The sequence below is a fragment of the Exiguobacterium sp. SH5S4 genome, assembly GCF_004337045.1.
Taxonomy (GTDB): Bacteria; Bacillota; Bacilli; order Exiguobacteriales; family Exiguobacteriaceae; genus Exiguobacterium; species Exiguobacterium aurantiacum_A.
On sequence record NZ_SJUQ01000002.1, the window covers coordinates 37449 to 55654 of the forward strand.

Annotated in this window: 22 protein-coding genes; 2 read left to right on the forward strand and 20 right to left on the reverse strand. The window is 51.5% G+C overall.

Features of this window, described 5'->3' with window-relative positions; genetic code table 11:
- The 15 genes from EVJ32_RS01400 to prsW all read right to left on the reverse strand — a co-directional run bounded on the left by EVJ32_RS01400 (position 1) and on the right by prsW (position 11676).
- Positions 1-780 (reverse strand): CheR family methyltransferase, encoded by a 780-nt coding sequence (locus EVJ32_RS01400; protein ID WP_070327943.1) that lies wholly within the window; start codon positions 778-780, stop codon positions 1-3.
- 117 nt (positions 781-897) lie between these two features.
- A complete protein-coding gene (gene ndk, locus EVJ32_RS01405) occupies positions 898-1314 on the reverse strand; it encodes a nucleoside-diphosphate kinase (protein WP_131456130.1) in 417 nt (138 codons plus the stop codon).
- Positions 1315-1405: 91 nt separating this feature from the next.
- Positions 1406-2368 (reverse strand): polyprenyl synthetase family protein, encoded by a 963-nt coding sequence (locus tag EVJ32_RS01410; RefSeq protein ID WP_131456132.1) that lies wholly within the window; start codon positions 2366-2368, stop codon positions 1406-1408.
- Positions 2369-2371: 3 nt separating this feature from the next.
- Positions 2372-3073 carry a demethylmenaquinone methyltransferase gene (locus EVJ32_RS01415; RefSeq protein WP_035386712.1) on the reverse strand — a complete coding sequence of 234 codons (702 nt, stop codon included), beginning with the start codon at positions 3071-3073 and terminating at the stop codon, positions 2372-2374.
- Between the two features lie 20 nt (positions 3074-3093).
- Entirely contained in the window at positions 3094-3666 is a 573-nt protein-coding gene (locus tag EVJ32_RS01420; protein WP_131456134.1) for a heptaprenyl diphosphate synthase component 1, read from the reverse strand.
- A gap of 127 nt (positions 3667-3793) precedes the next feature.
- Entirely contained in the window at positions 3794-4069 is a 276-nt protein-coding gene (locus EVJ32_RS01425) for an HU family DNA-binding protein (RefSeq protein WP_198010937.1), read from the reverse strand.
- Positions 4070-4176: 107 nt separating this feature from the next.
- A complete protein-coding gene (locus tag EVJ32_RS01430) occupies positions 4177-4878 on the reverse strand; it encodes a hypothetical protein (protein WP_201738317.1) in 702 nt (233 codons plus the stop codon).
- Positions 4879-4890: 12 nt separating this feature from the next.
- The gene (locus tag EVJ32_RS01435; protein ID WP_070327435.1) at positions 4891-5091 is read right to left on the reverse strand and encodes a DUF2768 domain-containing protein; all 201 of its coding nucleotides are present in this window, start codon (positions 5089-5091) and stop codon (positions 4891-4893) included.
- An 80-nt stretch (positions 5092-5171) separates the two neighbouring features.
- Entirely contained in the window at positions 5172-6215 is a 1044-nt protein-coding gene (locus EVJ32_RS01440; RefSeq protein ID WP_131456138.1) for an NAD(P)H-dependent glycerol-3-phosphate dehydrogenase, read from the reverse strand.
- Between the two features lie 17 nt (positions 6216-6232).
- Positions 6233-7543 (reverse strand): ribosome biogenesis GTPase Der, encoded by a 1311-nt coding sequence (der, locus tag EVJ32_RS01445; RefSeq protein WP_035386714.1) that lies wholly within the window; start codon positions 7541-7543, stop codon positions 6233-6235.
- A 129-nt stretch (positions 7544-7672) separates the two neighbouring features.
- A complete protein-coding gene (gene rpsA, locus EVJ32_RS01450) occupies positions 7673-8821 on the reverse strand; it encodes a 30S ribosomal protein S1 (RefSeq protein WP_070327437.1) in 1149 nt (382 codons plus the stop codon).
- A 141-nt stretch (positions 8822-8962) separates the two neighbouring features.
- Entirely contained in the window at positions 8963-9586 is a 624-nt protein-coding gene (locus tag EVJ32_RS01455) for a lysophospholipid acyltransferase family protein (protein ID WP_131456140.1), read from the reverse strand.
- Positions 9583-10260 carry a (d)CMP kinase gene (gene cmk, locus EVJ32_RS01460; protein ID WP_070327439.1) on the reverse strand — a complete coding sequence of 226 codons (678 nt, stop codon included), beginning with the start codon at positions 10258-10260 and terminating at the stop codon, positions 9583-9585. Before cmk ends, EVJ32_RS01455 begins: the two co-directional genes overlap by 4 nt.
- Positions 10261-10334: 74 nt before the next feature.
- On the reverse strand, positions 10335-11000 hold the full coding sequence (locus tag EVJ32_RS01465; RefSeq protein WP_070327440.1) for a flagellar brake protein: 666 nt from the start codon (positions 10998-11000) through the stop codon (positions 10335-10337).
- A gap of 19 nt (positions 11001-11019) precedes the next feature.
- Positions 11020-11676, reverse strand: a complete 657-nt coding sequence (prsW, locus tag EVJ32_RS01470; RefSeq protein WP_131456142.1) for a glutamic-type intramembrane protease PrsW — start codon at positions 11674-11676, stop codon at positions 11020-11022.
- Between the two features lie 108 nt (positions 11677-11784).
- Here prsW and EVJ32_RS01475 point away from each other — a divergent pair, with 108 nt between their 5' ends.
- A complete protein-coding gene (locus EVJ32_RS01475; protein WP_070327442.1) occupies positions 11785-12756 on the forward strand; it encodes an asparaginase in 972 nt (323 codons plus the stop codon).
- 28 nt (positions 12757-12784) lie between these two features.
- Positions 12785-13795 carry a YpdA family putative bacillithiol disulfide reductase gene (locus EVJ32_RS01480; protein WP_131456327.1) on the forward strand — a complete coding sequence of 337 codons (1011 nt, stop codon included), beginning with the start codon at positions 12785-12787 and terminating at the stop codon, positions 13793-13795.
- A 76-nt stretch (positions 13796-13871) separates the two neighbouring features.
- Here EVJ32_RS01480 and EVJ32_RS01485 read toward each other — a convergent pair whose 3' ends face one another.
- From EVJ32_RS01485 to EVJ32_RS01505, 5 genes are all read right to left on the reverse strand, one after another.
- A complete protein-coding gene (locus tag EVJ32_RS01485) occupies positions 13872-15140 on the reverse strand; it encodes a Glu/Leu/Phe/Val family dehydrogenase (protein WP_131456144.1) in 1269 nt (422 codons plus the stop codon).
- Positions 15141-15287: 147 nt separating this feature from the next.
- On the reverse strand, positions 15288-16205 hold the full coding sequence (locus EVJ32_RS01490; protein ID WP_131456146.1) for a D-alanine--D-alanine ligase: 918 nt from the start codon (positions 16203-16205) through the stop codon (positions 15288-15290).
- A 96-nt stretch (positions 16206-16301) separates the two neighbouring features.
- Positions 16302-16883, reverse strand: coding sequence for an adaptor protein MecA (locus EVJ32_RS01495; RefSeq protein ID WP_071399645.1), 582 nt, complete (start codon positions 16881-16883; stop codon positions 16302-16304).
- Between the two features lie 60 nt (positions 16884-16943).
- Positions 16944-17801 carry a MerR family transcriptional regulator gene (locus EVJ32_RS01500; RefSeq protein WP_131456148.1) on the reverse strand — a complete coding sequence of 286 codons (858 nt, stop codon included), beginning with the start codon at positions 17799-17801 and terminating at the stop codon, positions 16944-16946.
- Positions 17802-17970: 169 nt separating this feature from the next.
- On the reverse strand, positions 17971-18174 hold the full coding sequence (locus tag EVJ32_RS01505) for a hypothetical protein (RefSeq protein WP_070327448.1): 204 nt from the start codon (positions 18172-18174) through the stop codon (positions 17971-17973).
- Positions 18175-18206: the final 32 nt, after the last annotated feature.

The window sequence follows — 18206 nt, forward strand, 5'->3', positions numbered from 1 at the left end:
TCACTCCTCAAATTTTTCGTAGAAGAAACTTTGTTTCATCTTGTATCCGTAACGCTTCGGCTGGAAGATTTGTTCAGTCCCTCCGACGAAGAGGACCCCGCCCGGACGAAGCGAGCGGTGGAACGACTTGTACACTTTCTCTTTCGCCTCTTCCGTAAAGTAAATCAAAACGTTTCTACAGACGATCAAGTCAAAGTTACGTTCGTAGACGTCAGCGAGCAAGTTATGCTTTTTGAACGTCACGAGTTTTTTAATCTCGTCCGAGACAAAATAGTCGTCATCTCGACGGGTGAAATAACGATCTCGAAACTCAGGCGGCAAATCGACGAGCGCCCGTTCATGATACTTGCCTTGTTTCGCTTTTTCGATCACCAAGTCATCTAGGTCAGTTGCTGTGATCGTGAACTGGGCGGGTGACAAATGCTTCGACAATAACATCGCAAGTGAATACGGTTCTTCTCCCGTCGAACAAGCCGCGCTCCAGACCCGGAGTTTCCCTTGGCTTCTGCGAATGAGCTCAGGCAACACGTCCGTCTCGAGCTGTTGCCAGCGGACCGGGTTTCGATAAAACTCGCTGACGTTGATCGTCATCCGGTCTAAAAATTCGTCGTACAAACCTCGGTCTGACTCCATCGCTTTAAAATACTCGATAAATGTGGCGTAGCCCTTCTTCTCGCGGAGCGCGACCATTCGTCTTTTCATTTGTGCTTCTTTGTATAAATTCAAGTCGATTCCAGACTTTAAATAAAACTTTTTTACGAAGATCGCATAATCATTTATCACCAGTTCTAACCTCAATTCTTTCTCTTATCCTAGATCAGGTCGTGCCCGAACATACGAAAGCGCTTTAATGCAAATAGAAAAAGGGACAGGAGGCCCCCGTCCCTTTTATCGTCATCAAACGTGTGATGTTTCAGTGGCGAACCAGAGCGATAATTCTCTCTCGGCACTTTCCACGCTGTCTGAACCATGGATGACGTTTTGTGACATTGTCGAGGCCAGGTCGCCACGAATCGTTCCCGGTTGCGCATCGAGTGGGTTCGTCTTGCCAATCATCAACCGAGACACGGCGACGACGTTTTCGCCTTCCCACTCCATCGCGACGACCGGACCTGACGTCAAAAAGGCGACGAGCTCTCCAAAGAACGGTTTTTCCTTATGTTCCGCATAGTGTGATTCTGCAACCTCAACTGACGGCGTCAGCATTTCGAGACGGTTCAACGTGTACCCCTTTTGCTCAAAACGTGTGATAATTTCCCCAATCAAACCACGTTTCACCCCGTCAGGTTTTACCATTAAAAATGTCTTTTCCATACCCCTAGTCCCCCTAAATCAATGTGTGTACCATGTACTTTATCAGTTTACACGGTCACCTTCATTTTTGAAAGGGGTTACAAGGCGTGAATCACCATTTTCGCTTGCCGATATATTCGGCAATCTCAATCAACGACCGTTTGTCCTGAATGTCCGGCAGTGAATCGAGACGCTGAATCGCCCGGCTCACGTAACGATCGATCGTGCGTTGACTTCGCTCAAGCGTCCCGTTCCGTTGCACTTCGCGGACGAGCGTCCGGGTCATCTCATCGTTCGAGGCGTTCGTGACTTGCTGTAACCGCTCATAAAACACAGGATCTTCTGATGAATAGAAGAGCGGCAATGTTTTATGCCCATGCTTCAAATCCTCACCGACGGGCTTACCGAGTTGAAAACTCTTCGCCGTGAAGTCGAGCAAATCATCCGTCATCTGAAACGCCATCCCGATATCGTAGCCGAACAACCGAAGTTGTTTGACGACGTCAGGTGACGCCCCGGAGACGACGGCCCCGGCCGCGCAACTCGTCTCGATCAAGAGTGCCGTCTTCCGGGCGATCCGGTCCAAGTACCGCTTCGGGGATTGCGCCCAGTCATATTGGTCTTGAATTTGATTGATCTCGCCGATACAGATCAGTTCCATCGTCTCCGCCATGATTTGCATCACTTCCGGGGAATCGACTTCGGACACGAGCCGAATCGCTTCCCCGAACAACGTATTACCGGTATACATGGCGACGCTCTCGTTATAACGTTCCATCACGGTCGGTTTTCCGCGGCGCAGCGTCGCGTCATCGATCACATCATCGTGAACGAGCGACGCCATATGAATCAGCTCGAGGCTGGCCGCAACTTTCGTCAGACGAATATCATTCCCAGTCCCAAATCCGGCACTGAGCAATACGAACGCCGGACGGATCCGCTTCCCCCCGGCATCTAGCAATTGTTTCGATGCGGCTTCGATCACCGGATGTTCCGTGTGGACCCGCGTCGACAAAAACCGATCAATCTGTTCGATTTCTCGGTTCATGTGGCGATAAAGTCGCTTTAAAGACATCGTTCACCACTTCTTTCCTAGGTGCATGGCGCACGCACCACCGGAAAACGCCTTGACTTCGACTTGCTCGAACCCGGCTTCTTCAAACATGCGCTTTAACGTCAACCGGTCGGGGAACTGATCCGTCGATTCTTGCAGCCACTTGTATTGATCATACGACCCGGCAAACACTTTGCCGAATAGCGGCATGACTGAACCAAAGTAAAATTTATAGAGCCCGCTGAATAGTGGTGCCGTCGGTTGGCTCGTCTCGAGACAGACCACGGTCCCGCCCGGTTTTAAGACGCGGTGCATCTCCCGGAGGACCGTCATATAATCAGGTACGTTCCGAAGGCCAAATCCGATCGTCACATAGTCGAATGAATGATCTCCGAACGGCAACTCCATCGCGTTCCCGTGAATGAGTTCGATCATCGGATAATCAGCCACTTTCTCGTGTCCGACAGCAAGCATATTTTCAGAAAAATCGAGTCCTTTGACGACCCCGGTGTTTCCGGCCGCCTCGGCGAGTTGAATCGTCCAATCGGCCGTCCCGCAGCAAACGTCCAAACATTTCGCGCCCGGGAACACTTGCATGCGCCGCATTGTCGCTCTGCGCCACCATTTATGCAGACGGAAACTGATGATCGAGTTCATCGTATCGTAGCTTGGCGAGATCGTTTGAAATACTTCATATACTTTTTGCTCTTTCTCTTTCGGTTGCAACACGTAACACCCTTTCCGTTCTAAGCGACAGCATGCTCGAGTAGTGTCGATAGCTGTTCTCTTTTTTCTTGGCGCAGTTCTGTTGCCTTCTGTCCGATGATTTCTTTCCCGTACGATGTCAAATAAGATTGACCTAGCAGTTCGGAAAACGTTTTGATTAATCCGAAGTTCGCTTCCATCCACGTCACAACAGCGACGTCCGTCCCCAAGGCGAGTGTGCACTTCGCGCCATTCACAAGCTGCACGGTTCGACCGAAACGGTTGCTATAGTCCGCTGGAAACATCGCCAATATTTTATAAAATTGAGCCGAGGCGTAATCTCCGGCGAGCACTTTAAGTTGCCGTTCAAGGGACCCGTTCGGGCACTCCTTCACTTGATCGTGCAGCTCGAGTGCTTGATGGGCAAAATAAGTCGCAAGCACGAGCTGTCGATGTTGATGCGATTCGAGTTCAATCATGTCGATCATCCAACGAAGTAAAGGCATGTCGACTGCGGGTACAATCTCGTGTCTCGTCAAATACGGATGAGTCATACGTTGTTCGATTTGACGAGCAAGGTCGGTGACAACGCTTTCGTTTGTCAACTGTTCCATGCTATCCCCCCTCGTCCTCTTCGTTGTCATTCTGACATAGTATAGCACATTTTTGTCACATTCACGCCATGTGAACTTGCTTTCAACTACAAAAAAAGCCGCCTCTCGGCGACTTATGTATTGCTCATTATTTGACCGCATCTTTAAGCGCTTTACCTGCTTTGAAGGCAGGAACTTTGCTTGCAGGGATTTCGATATCTTCTTTCGTACGTGGGTTGCGACCTTTACGGGCAGCACGTTCACGAACTTCAAAAGTACCAAAACCGATCAATTGAATTTTCTCACCGCTTTGGAGTGCTTCAGTGATTGATTCAAACGTTGCTTCTACGATTTTCGTTGCGTCTTTTTTAGACACATCTGCTTTCTCGACAACTGCGTTGATCAATTCAGTTTTGTTCATCACGATTCACCTCCTCTCACAGAGAGTTTACGGGATTAATCATATCGTACAAACGTTGATATGACAACATTTTTTAAGCGAAAAGGTCAGAAGCGGACACCTTGCTCGACTCAATTGTTTAAAAACTCGACCTCACCTTGATCATTAATCGTATACCCTTGCGAATAAGCCGGGGCGAACGGTGCGTCATCGTAGAGCAAATAACGAATATCCTCTCCTACTTTCGGCTCTGCATCCGTATTCTCAAGCGCGGCTTCGATATCAGCCCGGTAATCGACGAACAATTGACCAGTCCCATCCACATAGATCGGCAACTCGTTTTCTGTGTATGGGCTCGGGATGAACGGTTCTTCGGAGACGAAAACGAGGTCGTAATCGATCGTAAACTGATTCTTGCCGAGCGATCCTTTGAACGGATATTTCCCTTCTTTGACTCGGAACGAGTTGATATTCGTCTGCAGTTGTTGGAGGCGCTCGGTCACCCGCAAGTCAATCAGTTTGACCGTCGGCTCTGTCTCGGCGTCGACAAGGACGTATAAGAACAAGCCGCCCCCTTCGAAGCTGTTTGCCGGCGGGTCTGCCAAATAACCAGGGACGAGGCGGCTAAACTCGATCGGGTAACGTTCCATCAGCGGCGTCTCGGCCGGCTTTGTTTTGATCGGTAAGACACCGGTCGTCTCTTTGAACGAGTCGACCGCCGTCTGGACCGATTGCAACTGGTCCTCATACGGCACGTTGTCGACTCGGTTTGTTTCCGGGAACATGCAGCCGGCGAGCAGCGTCGCCGCTGCCAAACTGACGACTAAAAACATTCGTTTCACGGTTTACCCTCCTGTCGGTCCAGAAGCGACCACATAAATCATAATGATCGTTCCGAATAGAAAAATCACGAATGCGACGACTCGAATGAGCACCGCAAACCAGCCTGAAAGTTTCGTGTGGCTGACTGCCACCATGAGCGCAGCGACGGCAAATGCCCCAATCCCCGCAAATGAAATCCACATCTTGATGAGTGACGGTGTCACGTCTATCCCCTCGACTTTCTCTATAAATCTTACTCCGTAATTTAGTGTAGCAAAAAAAACAAAGGAACTGAACGAAAACGTCAGTTCCTTTGTTCTTCATCGCCCTCAAAATGGAAAACTTCTTCCATTTCATGTTTTTGCGGGCGTCTCATCAACTTTTTCACTTCATCGTGCGGACTTTTTCCTTCGAACAGCACGTTGTAGAGCGCTTCCGTGATCGGCATGTCGACGCCGGCTTCGCGGGCAAGTGTATGCGCCGCTTCACAGGCACGCACACCTTCGACGACCATACCCATCTGATCGAGTACGTCTTCAAGCTTCTCTCCACGTCCGATGGCGTTACCAGCTCGCCAGTTTCGGCTGTGCTGTGACGTCGCGGTCACGATCAGATCACCGATCCCGGTCAAGCCCGAGAACGATGCCGGGTTGGCGCCGAGTTTGACACCGAGCCGGGCGATCTCGACGATGCCACGCGTCATGAGGGCAGCTTTCGCATTGTCGCCGTATCCGAGCCCGTCCGTCATCCCGGCGGCGAGGGCGATAATGTTTTTAAGCGCGCCCCCGTATTCCGCTCCGATGACGTCAGAGTTCAAATAGACTCGGAACTGATCGTTTGTGAGCAGTTCTTGAATCTCATCAGCGACAAATAAATCCTCACACGCGATCGTGATCGTCGTCGGTTTGCGGACGGCCACTTCCTCGGCGTGGGTCGGGCCCGTCAAAACACCGATGGCTCGACGTTTTGACGGATCGATCTCTTCAGCGATGATCTCAGACAACCGCTTATGCGTCTTCGGTTCGATCCCTTTTGCGGCATGAACGATCGTGACCGGTTCCGTGAGCAGATCGTTCACTTCACGGGAAACCGGACGAATCGCCGAGCTCGGGACGACGAGGAAAATAATCGAGCGACCGAGAACCGCCTCTTTCAAATCGGTCGTTGCCCGGATCGACGCCGGAAGCGGCACATCTTTCAAGTAAGTCGAATTCGTATGCGACGTGTTGATCTCATGGACGTGATCTTCCTCACGTCCGTAGAGCATGACGTCGTGTCCATTGTCAGCGAGGACGAGCGATAATGCCGTTCCCCAGCTTCCTGCACCAATGACAGCTACTTTTGCCATATGAGGCACCCCCATTACTAGTTTTTCTGACGAGCCACGATGTGAATCGGTGTACCAGTAAAGTCAAACGCGCGGCGAATCTGGTTATCTAGATAACGTTTGTACGAGAAGTGAAGCAACTCGGGATCGTTGACGAACAACACGAACGTCGGTGGCTCGATCGCCACTTGCGTCGCATAGTTGATCTTGAGTCGTTGTCCTTTGTCCGTTGGTGTCGGGTTCATCGCGACCGCGTCGACGATGACATCGTTCAACACGCTCGTCGAAATACGCTGACGGTGTGATTCGGCAACTTGATTGATGACAGGCAGAAGCGTCTGCAACCGTTTCGACGTGAGTGCCGATAAGAATACGATTGGCGCATAGTCGAGGAACAGGAATTCCTTGCGGATCTTCTCTTCCATCTTCTTCATCGTCTTGTCGTCTTTCTCGACAGCGTCCCATTTGTTGACGACGAGCACGATCGCTTTCCCTGCTTCGTGGGCAAGTCCTGCGACGCGTTTGTCTTGCTCGATGATGCCTTCTTCACCGTCGATGACGACAAGGACGACGTTCGAGCGTTCAATCGCCTTTTGGGCACGCATGACACTATAACGTTCTGTCGATTCATATACTTTGCCGCGCTTACGCATACCGGCCGTGTCGATGATGACGTACTCTTGGCCGTCACGTGTGAACGGTGTATCGATCGCATCGCGCGTCGTTCCGGCGATCGCCGAGACGATGACACGCTCTTCACCGAGAATCGCGTTCGTCAAACTCGATTTCCCGACGTTCGGGCGACCGATGAGCGAGAACTGAATGACATCTTCGTTGTATTCGTAATCGTCTTTGTCCGGCGCGAGTTCGAGGACACGATCTAACAGATCGCCAAGACCGAGCCCGTGTGTTCCCGAGATCGGGAACGGGTCGCCAAACCCGAGCGAGTAGAACTCATACATGAGCTCACGCATCTCGAAGTTATCGACTTTGTTGACGGCTAGCACGATCGGCTTGTTCGAACGGAACAACAAGTTCGCGACTTCTTCATCCGCTGCCGTGATCCCTTCACGACCGTTTACCATGAAGACGATGACGTCCGCCTCATCGATTGCGAGTTCGGCTTGATGACGCATCTGAACGAGAAGCGGCTCATCGCCGACCTCGATCCCGCCTGTGTCGATCAAATGAAACTTTCGGTTCAACCACTCACCCGTACCGTAAATACGGTCGCGTGTAACTCCCGGTTTGTCATCGACGATCGATACGCGATCACCGATGATCCGGTTGAAAATCGTGGATTTCCCAATATTCGGGCGGCCTACGATGGCCACTGCTGGAATTCCCATATAAACACCTCTTTAACTTTCATTCAAAAAATTATCGTTCTTATTTGCAACTGTACAATTATAGCACAGTCGAATATTAGTGACTATACAAAAAGAAGCGGGAGTATGACTCCCGCTTGAAGGACCGTCTTATTTAGAATCGTCCGAGGCGTTTTCACCTGTCAGTTCAGATACAGAGAATCCGCCTTGATCGCTATATTCGTCAAGCAGCGACTGCTCTTCATCATCGCGTGAACCGTCTTCTGATTCGAGTGCACGCATCGACAATGAGATTTTCTTCTCATCGAGATGGACGTCGAGCACTTTCACTTTCACTTCTTGTCCTTCAGACAAGACTTCAGATGGCGTCGCGATGTGTCGGTTCGCAATCTGAGAAATATGGAGCAACCCTTCGACTTGCGGCGCGACTTCGACGAACGCACCAAACGTGACGATGCGTTTGACTTTCCCCGCGATCACGTCCCCAGGTTGAATCTTGCCTTCAACCGATTCCCACGGTCCCGGTTGCGTCTCTTTGATCGACAATTTCACTTTTTCATTGTCGAGGTCAAGACCAAGTACTTTCACTTTCACTTTGTCACCTTCTGTGACGACATCACTCGGTTTTTCAACACGACTATGAGCCATCTCAGAAATATGGACGAGACCGTCGACGCCGCCGATATCGACGAACGCACCAAAGTCAGTTAGACGTTGGACGGTTCCTTCGATAATTTGACCGACTTCGAGCGATTCAAGCGTTTCCGCCTTCTTCGCACTCATCTCTGCCTCTGCCACTGCTTTATGCGACAAGATGACGCGATTTTTTTCACGATCCATCTCGACGACTTTAACTGTAATCGGCTTGTGCAAGTATGATGAGAAATCTTCGACGAAGTGGTTTTCTACGAGTGAAGCCGGGATAAAGCCGCGGATGCCGATATCGACGACAAGACCGCCTTTGACCTTATCTTTCACCATGACTTCAAATACTTCGCCCGATTCGAATTTTTCAACGATTTGATCCCAAGCTGCCTCGGCATCTACGTCTTTCTTCGATACGACAACCTCTTCATCCGTGACCTTTTTCACTTTGACACGGATTTCGTCGTTGACATGGAGTGATTCGTTTAAATCGTCTAAATGCATGCTTGATACTTCGCTGATTGGCAAAATCGCCTCGGTTTTGTAACCGATATCAATTAACGCTTGCTTGTCCTCGATTTTGACGACGATACCGGTCACGATTTGACCTCGATTAATTTCAAAATCAGGCATATCTTTCATTTCTTCGACCATTCCAACACTACCCCCTCACGATGAGTACAAAAAGGAGCGCCCTAAGGCGCTTAACACCTAGTATAAACTTCTTATAATTCGACAGATTTGTCAAGGTGTTATCAGGTTTGTTCCTCTCATTGCAACAGATTAAACCTGAAATTAGCGAACGTTCTGTGAATGGGTCATGTACAGTTCGGCGATTGTCGCCATGATCAAATCGGCGGCGTCTTGGGCACTCGCTTTGTCCGCTTTCAGTTGCGAGAAGTCGACCGGTTTGCCAATGACGACCTTCAACTTCGAACGGAACTTGTATTTACCGATGATCGCGATCGGAAGGACGGCAGCGTTTGAACGGAGGGCGAAAAAACCGACACCAGCCTGCGCCTTACCGAGCGATCCGTCTTTCGAACGGGTCCCTTCCGGAAAGATCGAGATGACCTCGTCCTCTTTCAACTTCTGAAGAACAGTACGTAGCGCTTGACGGTCTCCTTCCCCGCGTGACACCGGGATTTGCCCGGAGCGTGTCAAAATCCGTTTTAAAACCGGGACATCGAACAGCTCTTTTTTTGCAAAAAAACGAATTGGCCGTTGCTTCGGCACGGCACTGGCCAACAAGACGGGGTCCCAGTTCGACTGGTGGTTCGAACAGACGATGATCGAGCCGTCCTCAGGTACATTCTCACGACCGACATACTCGACGCGGAAGCTGAGCAGACGCATGATTCGAACGACGCCGACCGTTAACCGATACATCCCGAACGGGCCGTTATTGAGCGGCTTCATCGTCCGACCACCTGTTCCATGAGCTGTTCAACAGCCGTGACGACACCATCGATCGACAAATGGGTCGTGTCGAGGAAGTGGGCGTCATCCGCTTGACGGAGTGGAGCGACGACGCGCTCCGAGTCCCGCTTATCACGCAAGGCGATCTCTTGTTTCAATTGTTCGAAATCGCTCGGAAGACCTTTTGACACGTTCTCCTCGTGGCGACGACGGGCACGTTCCTCGACGGTCGCGGTCATGAACACTTTCAAGTCTGCCTCAGGCAATACGTGCGTCCCGATGTCGCGGCCGTCCATGACGATGCCGCCGTCCCGAGCCAAGTCACGTTGTAAATCCATAAGTGCGTCCCGGACCTCAGGCTGCCTTGCGACGAAACTGACGTTGTTCGTCACTTCACTCGTCCGAATGACTTCGGTCACTTCCTCGTCGCCGTCAAACACGCGTTGCCCGCTCTCGCTCGGGACGAGACGTAACTCCATCTTGCCGATCATCTCAGCGAGGGCGGGGCCGTCTTCTAATCCGACGTGCTGCTCGAGCGCGCGATATGTGACAGCCCGGTAGATTGCCCCGGTATCGATGTACACGTAACCTAACTTTTTAGCGAGCGTTTTAGCGATCGTGCTCTTGCCGGCTCCTGCCGGCCCATCTAATGCGATTTGTAGCGGTTTAGTCATAAAAATTGGGTATCGGCTCATTCCGATACCCACCTCCTCTCGGTCGTTTGTTCCGAGAACATCATACCAGTTTTTTAACGTGAAGAAAATACGGAGCCGGTCCGTTTTCTGGCTTCGAGCTGGGCCCGGAAACAATAACGTAAAATCGTCTCCTGGTCACGAGGCGTCAAGTCCTCAAAACAAAGTGACAGCTCGTGCTTTACGGCCTGCTCTTGAACCCGGACGAGACGGCTCTTGACGCGGAACGTCTGGGGCGTCCCTCGCTCGTCCTCGATGCGGAATACGACGATGACCGACTCATCGACGTCGACCGGCGAACGGTTCGCCACGACACGCATCCCGCCGGCCGACACGTCTAGTGACGTCGTCTCGAATGACGGAAACGCTTCGCCGTCTGCCGCGAGCACCGTCACGTTGATCATCTCCGGCACGCGCAAGTACTCGCGACGTTGGACCCGCTTGATTTTTTTCTCATCCGGCAAGTTAAACGCATAGCGAAGCGTCAGCTGGGCGTCACTGATCCGTTTCGTGACGACTGAATCGAAAGCGTACAGTTGATCTTCGCCTTTGAAAAAGTACAATCGCATCGGTTCATCCTCATGCAAAAAAAACGTCTTTAACGTCGCAATCTCGCTCGGAGATTCGATCCAGACGACACCACCGTTAATGGCAGCGATTTTCGTCTTCCCTTCGTTTCTCCCTTCAACTTCAACTCGTAACTCTTGACCAACTTTTAACATGAACCCGTTCCCCTTTTATCTATTTGTATTGACGACGATTTGATCGATTTGCAGTGCGGACGAGCAAGAGCGCGACCATCCATAGAATGACGATATAGAGGACGGCCGGCATCTTATCCGTCGATTCAACGAGTAAGATATAGTCAAACATTCCGTGCAGCAACGTTGCCGACATGACAGCGGTGAACAGCCAAAACCGTTCATGCGCGGAGTGTTTGGCCCGACCGAGACAAAAGCCCATCGCCACGGCGAAGAGCGCATGGCCGCTCACCGGCAAGACAGCTCGCCAAATCGCAATCTCGAGCGAGTCATAAACCCACAAGTATAGAAAATTCTCCAACGTGGCAAAGCCGAGTGAACAGGCGACCGCATAGAGAATCCCGTCGTAGTAATCATCAAAAACTTTATGTATGTATATTGTATAATAGATCATGAACCATTTAAAAAATTCTTCTAATAGAGCGGTGGCGACGAACGCTTGCCAAAACGGGCCGACAAGGACCCCTTCTTCCACAAACGCATATTGGACGAACATGATCGGAAAGACAAGAATGGCACCGGCGACAAACGAACGAATCACATAGCCGAGCGGTTCCGCTTCCAACTCATGCCGTAAATAGAAGTAGGAAAGAAGGGCGAATCCTGGCGCAACCGCAGACAAGGCGATTGCTATCATGATGCATCTCTCCTTTCTATCGTTAAGCATACACTGAATAAGCCGAAAGAAAAAGTAGCTAACGCCTAGAAAATGGAAGAAAAGGACAAAAAAAGTTGGAGGTCGACTATGAATCATCTATTACTCATCCATACCGGCGGCACGATCGCGATGTCGCAGACCGGTTCGGGCCACGTCTCACCAAGTGAGGTCAATCCGATTGACGCGACGTTGCCGAAAGCGACCGACATCGCAAAAATTACGACGAAGCACTTCTCAAACATTCCGTCTCCTCATATGACGCCCGAGAAGATGCTCGAGCTCGCCCAGTTCATCGCGCAGCAGTTGACGCAAGACACGTACGACGGCGTCGTCATCACCCACGGGACTGACACGCTCGAGGAGACGGCGTACTTCCTGCAGATCACGCTCGGTGCCCCCGTGCCGATCGTCTTGACGGGAGCGATGCGCTCGTCGAACGAGATCGGATCGGACGGCGAGTTCAATCTTATAACGGCGCTCCGGGTCGCAAGGAGCGAAGCCGCACGGGGCAAAGGGGTGCTCGTCGTCTTCAACGGCGAGATCCACTCGGCGTTCAACGTCACGAAGACGCACACCTCTTCCGTCGACACGTTCAAATCGGTCCACTTCGGAAACGTCGGGATGGTGACGAAGGACCACGTCCTCATCTACAGCCAACCGACAACGAGACAGCCGAAGATGATTCCAGCGATCACGAAACGGGTCGCCGTGTTGAAAGTTGTCGCCGGCATGGAACCCGACTTGCTAGAAGCCGTGCTCGACCTCGGCTACGACGGGCTCGTCCTCGAAGTGCTCGGTCAAGGAAACGTTCCACCGTCAATCGTCCCGGCACTCGAACGACTCGTCGACCACATCCCGGTCGTCATCGTCAGCCGCTGTTTTAACGGTATCGTTCAAGACGTGTACGGGTATGAGGGCGGCGGTAAACAACTGAAAGAGATGGGTATCATCTTCTCGAACGGTCTCAATTCGCAAAAAGCACGGCTCCGTCTTCTCGTCGAGCTCGAATCAGGCTCGTCGCAACCGGTCATGGAACACAGCTTCAGCTTCCAGCAGTGACTTGCCATCTCAGCCTTCGTTCCATACAATGAGGGATGAGGTGATTTCATTGGACAAACACGCGATCATTGTCGGTGCCGGCCCGTGCGGCCTGTCGGCGGCAATCGAATTAGAACGGGTCGGTATCTCGTGCACAATCATCGAACGAGGCAACATCGTCGATGCGATTTACCGCTATCCGACCCATCAGACGTTTTTCTCATCAGCCACTTTGCTTGAAATCGGGGACATCCCATTCATCTGTAAAGACTTAAAACCACATCGCCAAGACGCGCTCGTCTATTATCGTGAAGTCGTGAGCCGGACCGGGCTTGTCGTCAAACCGTTCGAGACGGTCGAATCGGTCGACCGTCGTGCCGACAAATTCATCGTCCGGTCCCGTCACGACCGCCACGGCGTCACAGAACGCCTTGCCGACTTCGTCGTTCTCGCGACCGGGTATTACGGACGACCCCGCAAGTTAGACGTCCCGGGAGAAGAACTCCCGCACGTGACCCATTATTTCAAAGAAGCACATCCGTTTTATCGGCAACACGTCACCGTCATCGGCGGAAAGAACTCGGCGGTCGATGCGGCCATCGAACTCGAGAAAGCCGGGGCATACGTCACGGTGCTCTACCGCGGTGACGGCTATAGCCCATCGGTCAAACCGTGGGTACTACCCGCTTTCGACTCCCTCGTTCGTCATGAAAAAGTACGTCTTGAGCTCGAGGCCGAAATCATTCGCATCGAACAGGACCATGTCGTCTATCGACAACACGGCGAAGAGAAACGGGTCGCAACGGACCACGTCCTCGCCATGACCGGTTACTTGCCTGACCACGGGCTGTTCTCGGCAGCCGGTGTGCTCGTCGACGACGAGACCGGCGTCCCGCAGTTTGACGAGGCGACGTATGAGACGAACGTCGATAACCTGTTCATCGCCGGCGTCGTCGCGGCCGGAAACGATGCCAACAAAATCTTCATCGAAAACGGCCGTTTCCACGGCCAAGCGATCGCCGAAGCGCTTCGGGAGCGTATCGGTGTGACATCGTCATAAACTTGTTCAACTAAAATGAGGAAGGACCCGCAGCCGGGCCCTTCCTCATTTTGCGATGTTCATCGGCAAGTCGCTATCATACCCAGCCACGGAAGCGCGAGGCCTCCGCCATTTTACGGACACCGACCATATAGGCAGCGAGACGCATGTCGACTTTCCGGGCTGATGACGTGTTGTATACCGTATTGAACGAATGGACGAGCACTTTTTCAAGCTTCGTTTCGACTTCTTCTTCCGTCCAATAGTAGCCTTGGTTGTTTTGGACCCATTCGAAGTAAGAGACTGTCACGCCGCCGCTTGAAGCGAGAACGTCAGGGACGAGCAAGATGCCGCGTTCTGTCAAAATACGCGTCGCTTCGTTCGTCGTCGGTCCGTTCGCCGCCTCGACGATGATCGACGCTTTGATGTTATCGGCGTTATCTTCAGTGATCTGGTTCTCGATTGCGGCCGGGACTAAAATATCACAGTCGAGCTCGAGCATCTCTTTGTTCGAAATCGTGTTCTTGAACAGTGTCGAGATCGTCCCGAACGAGTCGCGTCGATCGAGCAAGTATGGGATGTCGAGTCCGTTCTCATCATGGATCGCGCCATATGCGTCACTTACAGCGATGACTTTCGCTCCCACATCGTGCATGAACTTCGATAAGAAGCTGCCGGCGTTACCAAATCCTTGGACGACGACGCGCGCGCCTTTCAACTCGATCCCCCGGCGAAGCGCTGCCTCCCGGATCATGATGGCGACACCTTTTGCCGTCGCCGTCTCGCGACCGTGTGAACCACCGAGTACGAGCGGCTTACCGGTGATGAAGCCCGGTGAGTTGAATTCATCGATACGGCTGTACTCATCCATCATCCATGCCATGATCTGCGAGTTCGTAAACACATCAGGCGCCGGGATATCTTTGGTCGGACCTACGATTTGGCTGATCGCCCGGACGTAGCCGCGGCTCAACCGTTCGATTTCACGGAAACTCATCTCACGCGGATCGCAAACGATGCCCCCTTTACCGCCACCGTAAGGAAGATCGACGATCCCAGCCTTCAAGCTCATCCATATCGACAGCGCCTTGACTTCTACTTCCGTCACGCTCGGGTGGAAGCGAATCCCACCTTTCGTCGGGCCGACGGCATCGTTATGTTGCGCCCGATAGCCAGTGAAGATCTTCGTCGAACCGTCGTCCATGCGGACAGGGATACGCACGGTCAACATCCGAAGCGGCTCTTTCAACAGCTCGTACATCTCTTCTGGATAACCGAGTTTCTCGAGCGCCTCGTGGACAACTTCCTGTGTCGATTCAAGGATGTTTTTTCGTTTTTGATGACCTTTTTCTTGATCCGTAATCATGAAGGTTTCCTCCCCTAAATTGTCAATTCTCCCCCAAGAATCAACCTCGTATTCGTTTAAAAGTATAGCCGATAAGCAAGCATTTTGAAAGGGTTTTACAAAAATAATGAAAGCGTTTTCCAAAAAGCAGAGAAGGGGAATCCCTTCTTATTTCTCTAAGGCGAGCGCGATGAAACGCTCTAGCAATTCACCGTAAGAAATACCGGCGACGTTCGCACTGTCCGGGAACAGACTGAGCGGCGTCATCCCCGGGAGCGTGTTCGTCTCGAGGATGTAGGCCAATCCTTGCTCCGACACTAAGAAGTCAGAGCGTGAATAGCCGCTGCAGCCAAGGGCACGGTGCGCCTCAATCGCGGCCGCTTGCACTTCTTTCGTCAACGCCTCCGGCAATTCCGCCGGACAGACGTGAATTGACCCGCCTTCCGAATACTTAGACTCGTAGTCGTAAAATTCATTCTTCGGGATGATCTCGATGACCGGGAGGGCGTGCTCGTTCCCACGGTTGCCGAGTACCGGAACGGTCAGCTCACGACCTTTGATGTACTGTTCGACCAACACGGCCGTATCACATTGGAACGCCTTATCGATGCCCGCGCGTAGCATCGACTCGTCGGTCGCAATCGTCAGTCCGTTCGAAGATCCCTCTTGCGCCGGTTTGACGACACAAGGAAACTCGCCGCCCCATTCAGCCACTTTCAAATCGAGGTCATCCCCTGCTTGGACGAGGACGTCACGGGCGACACGAATACCTGAAGCGGCGAAAATGATTTTCGCGCGTGCCTTGTCCATCGCGAGAGCCGAAGCCAAGACGCCCGACCCTGTATAAGGGAGCTGCGCCATCTCGAGGAGCGACTGGACGCGACCGTCTTCTCCATACTTGCCGTGCAGGGCACTGACGACGACGTCTGCTTGAAGCGTCAATAACTCTTCAGCCCGATCCGGGTGAAAATCGATGGCCACGACTTCATGACCCCGTGTCTCTAACGCTTCGATCATACCTTTACCACTCGTAAGCGACACTTCACGCTCACCCGATACTCCACCATATAAAACAGCGACTTTCATTATATCTCTCCTTCAGCTAACTTCTCAAAAATTCAAGTTTTATCATACCATGTGTCAGCTGAAAACAATAGAAACAGAATAGTAAAAAAGCCGTACTTACGCGAACGTATCGTACAGCTGTTTCACTGCTTGTTCAGTTTGGATGGTCTTCCCGTACTCCATCATGAGATACGGGCTGACGGTCGTCGTTTTGCCATATTCAGACAGGATGGCGGCGAGCCGCTCCTCGACTTGCGGTTTGAGAACTTCCACAAAATGTAAGTAGTAGCGGCCGTCATAATGATAGAGTGCCCCACCTTGGTCGGTATCTTGCATATGCGGAAACGCGCGAATCGACGCATTGATCACGTCTTCAATATCGTCAAACTGATAAATCAAATGATGGATCACATCGATCGTCAACCGAATCTCGACTTGTTCTTGATCCGACTCCGCGACGACCGCATCGACTTTTTGAACATCGATGACGAGTCCATCGCGTGGAAACATCGTCACATTCAAGTCGACAGCACCTTGCGGCATGAACCCATATTCGGCCTCGGCCGTTTCAAGCAATTCCCGCCATAGTTCTTGACCGCTCTCTCCGACAATCGTATCGATGGCGATCCCTCGAATCGATAAGTCGCTCGCAGTCAAGTATACCCTCAAATGTTCTTTTGTCTGTTTTTCAAATCTCAAACGAAAACCTCCAAAGAAAAATCATTCTACTTAATAAGCTACTCCCGTTTTGTCGACCTGTCAAATGGTTGACAACCACTCGTTCCAAGCTTCGGGCGTATCTCCAAGAAACGCTCCTTCAAATTGCGACGCTTGTTGACTGACGGCGTATCCCCCCGCACCGATGACGAGGTCCGGATGCTCTGCTTGAATGTAACGCATCGCTTCTTGAAGATTGGCAATGTGCTCAGTTAACGTACATGAAAAGATTAAACATTTCGCATCGATATCATGGAGCGCTGTGCTCAAATCCTCTTTCGGGAACCCCGCTCCGAGGAAAATGACGTCAAAGCCGTATTGTCTTAAATAGAGTGTCACGAACAAAAGGCCGATTTCATGCATCTCACCCGGGGCGCAGACGCAAATGATCCGGGGCAAAAATGGATTCATCGGCATTTGAAGAGACAACGTCGACAAGCGGGCTCGGAAAAAGGACGTCGCAAAGTGTTCGTGCGCGATCGTGATCGTCCCATTTTCCCAGCGTGTGCCGATATCCATCAGCAAAGGGCTAATGATATCTTTCGTCACTTTTTCAAAACTGAACGTGTTGAAGGCACGATTAATCAAATCGTGCGCTTTCCGTTCATCAAATTTGAGCAGCGCGTCCATTAATCCATCCTTCAATTCTTCGTCGTAGAGACGAGCAGGCTTTGGCTTCGGTGCCTCATGAAGTTGCTGAATCGCTTGCGAGACGGTCAATCCTTCGCGTTGTTTTTCAACGACCCATTTGATTTTTTCGACGTCTTGGTCGGAATACAATCGGTGACCTGAATCGGTCCGGCTCGGCTCGATAAACTGATAACGACGCTCCCAAGCCCGAATCGTCGTCGGGTTCACACCGGTCAATGACGCGACCGTCTTGATGGAGTACTTCGGCATAGCAGTCCTCCTCTCCTACAGGTTCTTCCCTTTCAGTATAGACCCATCATTTCAGCTTTACCTGTTTTATTGTGCAAATCTGTGAGAAACAGGTGAGACTCTTCCAATTCAAGTAAACCTCGCGAACATGTTGAAACAAAATAAAAAATACGGTGTCTCCACCGTATCATCAGAAAAATAATGTATGACGTCCTATATATAAAAATGCGAGGATAATCGCAAACATCGTCAAAGTCAGCATCATAGCCAGCGGTCGTTTCAACCAATTATCATTTAATTTTTCTTTCCGCTCGTGCTCTTGCCGTTCCGACCGAGACGGCAACGTGTCCACGACTTTTTCACGAAGAGAATCTGCTTGGTTTCGATGTCGCAACGTGTGCCCTCCTTTACCTTTTTTATCATTTT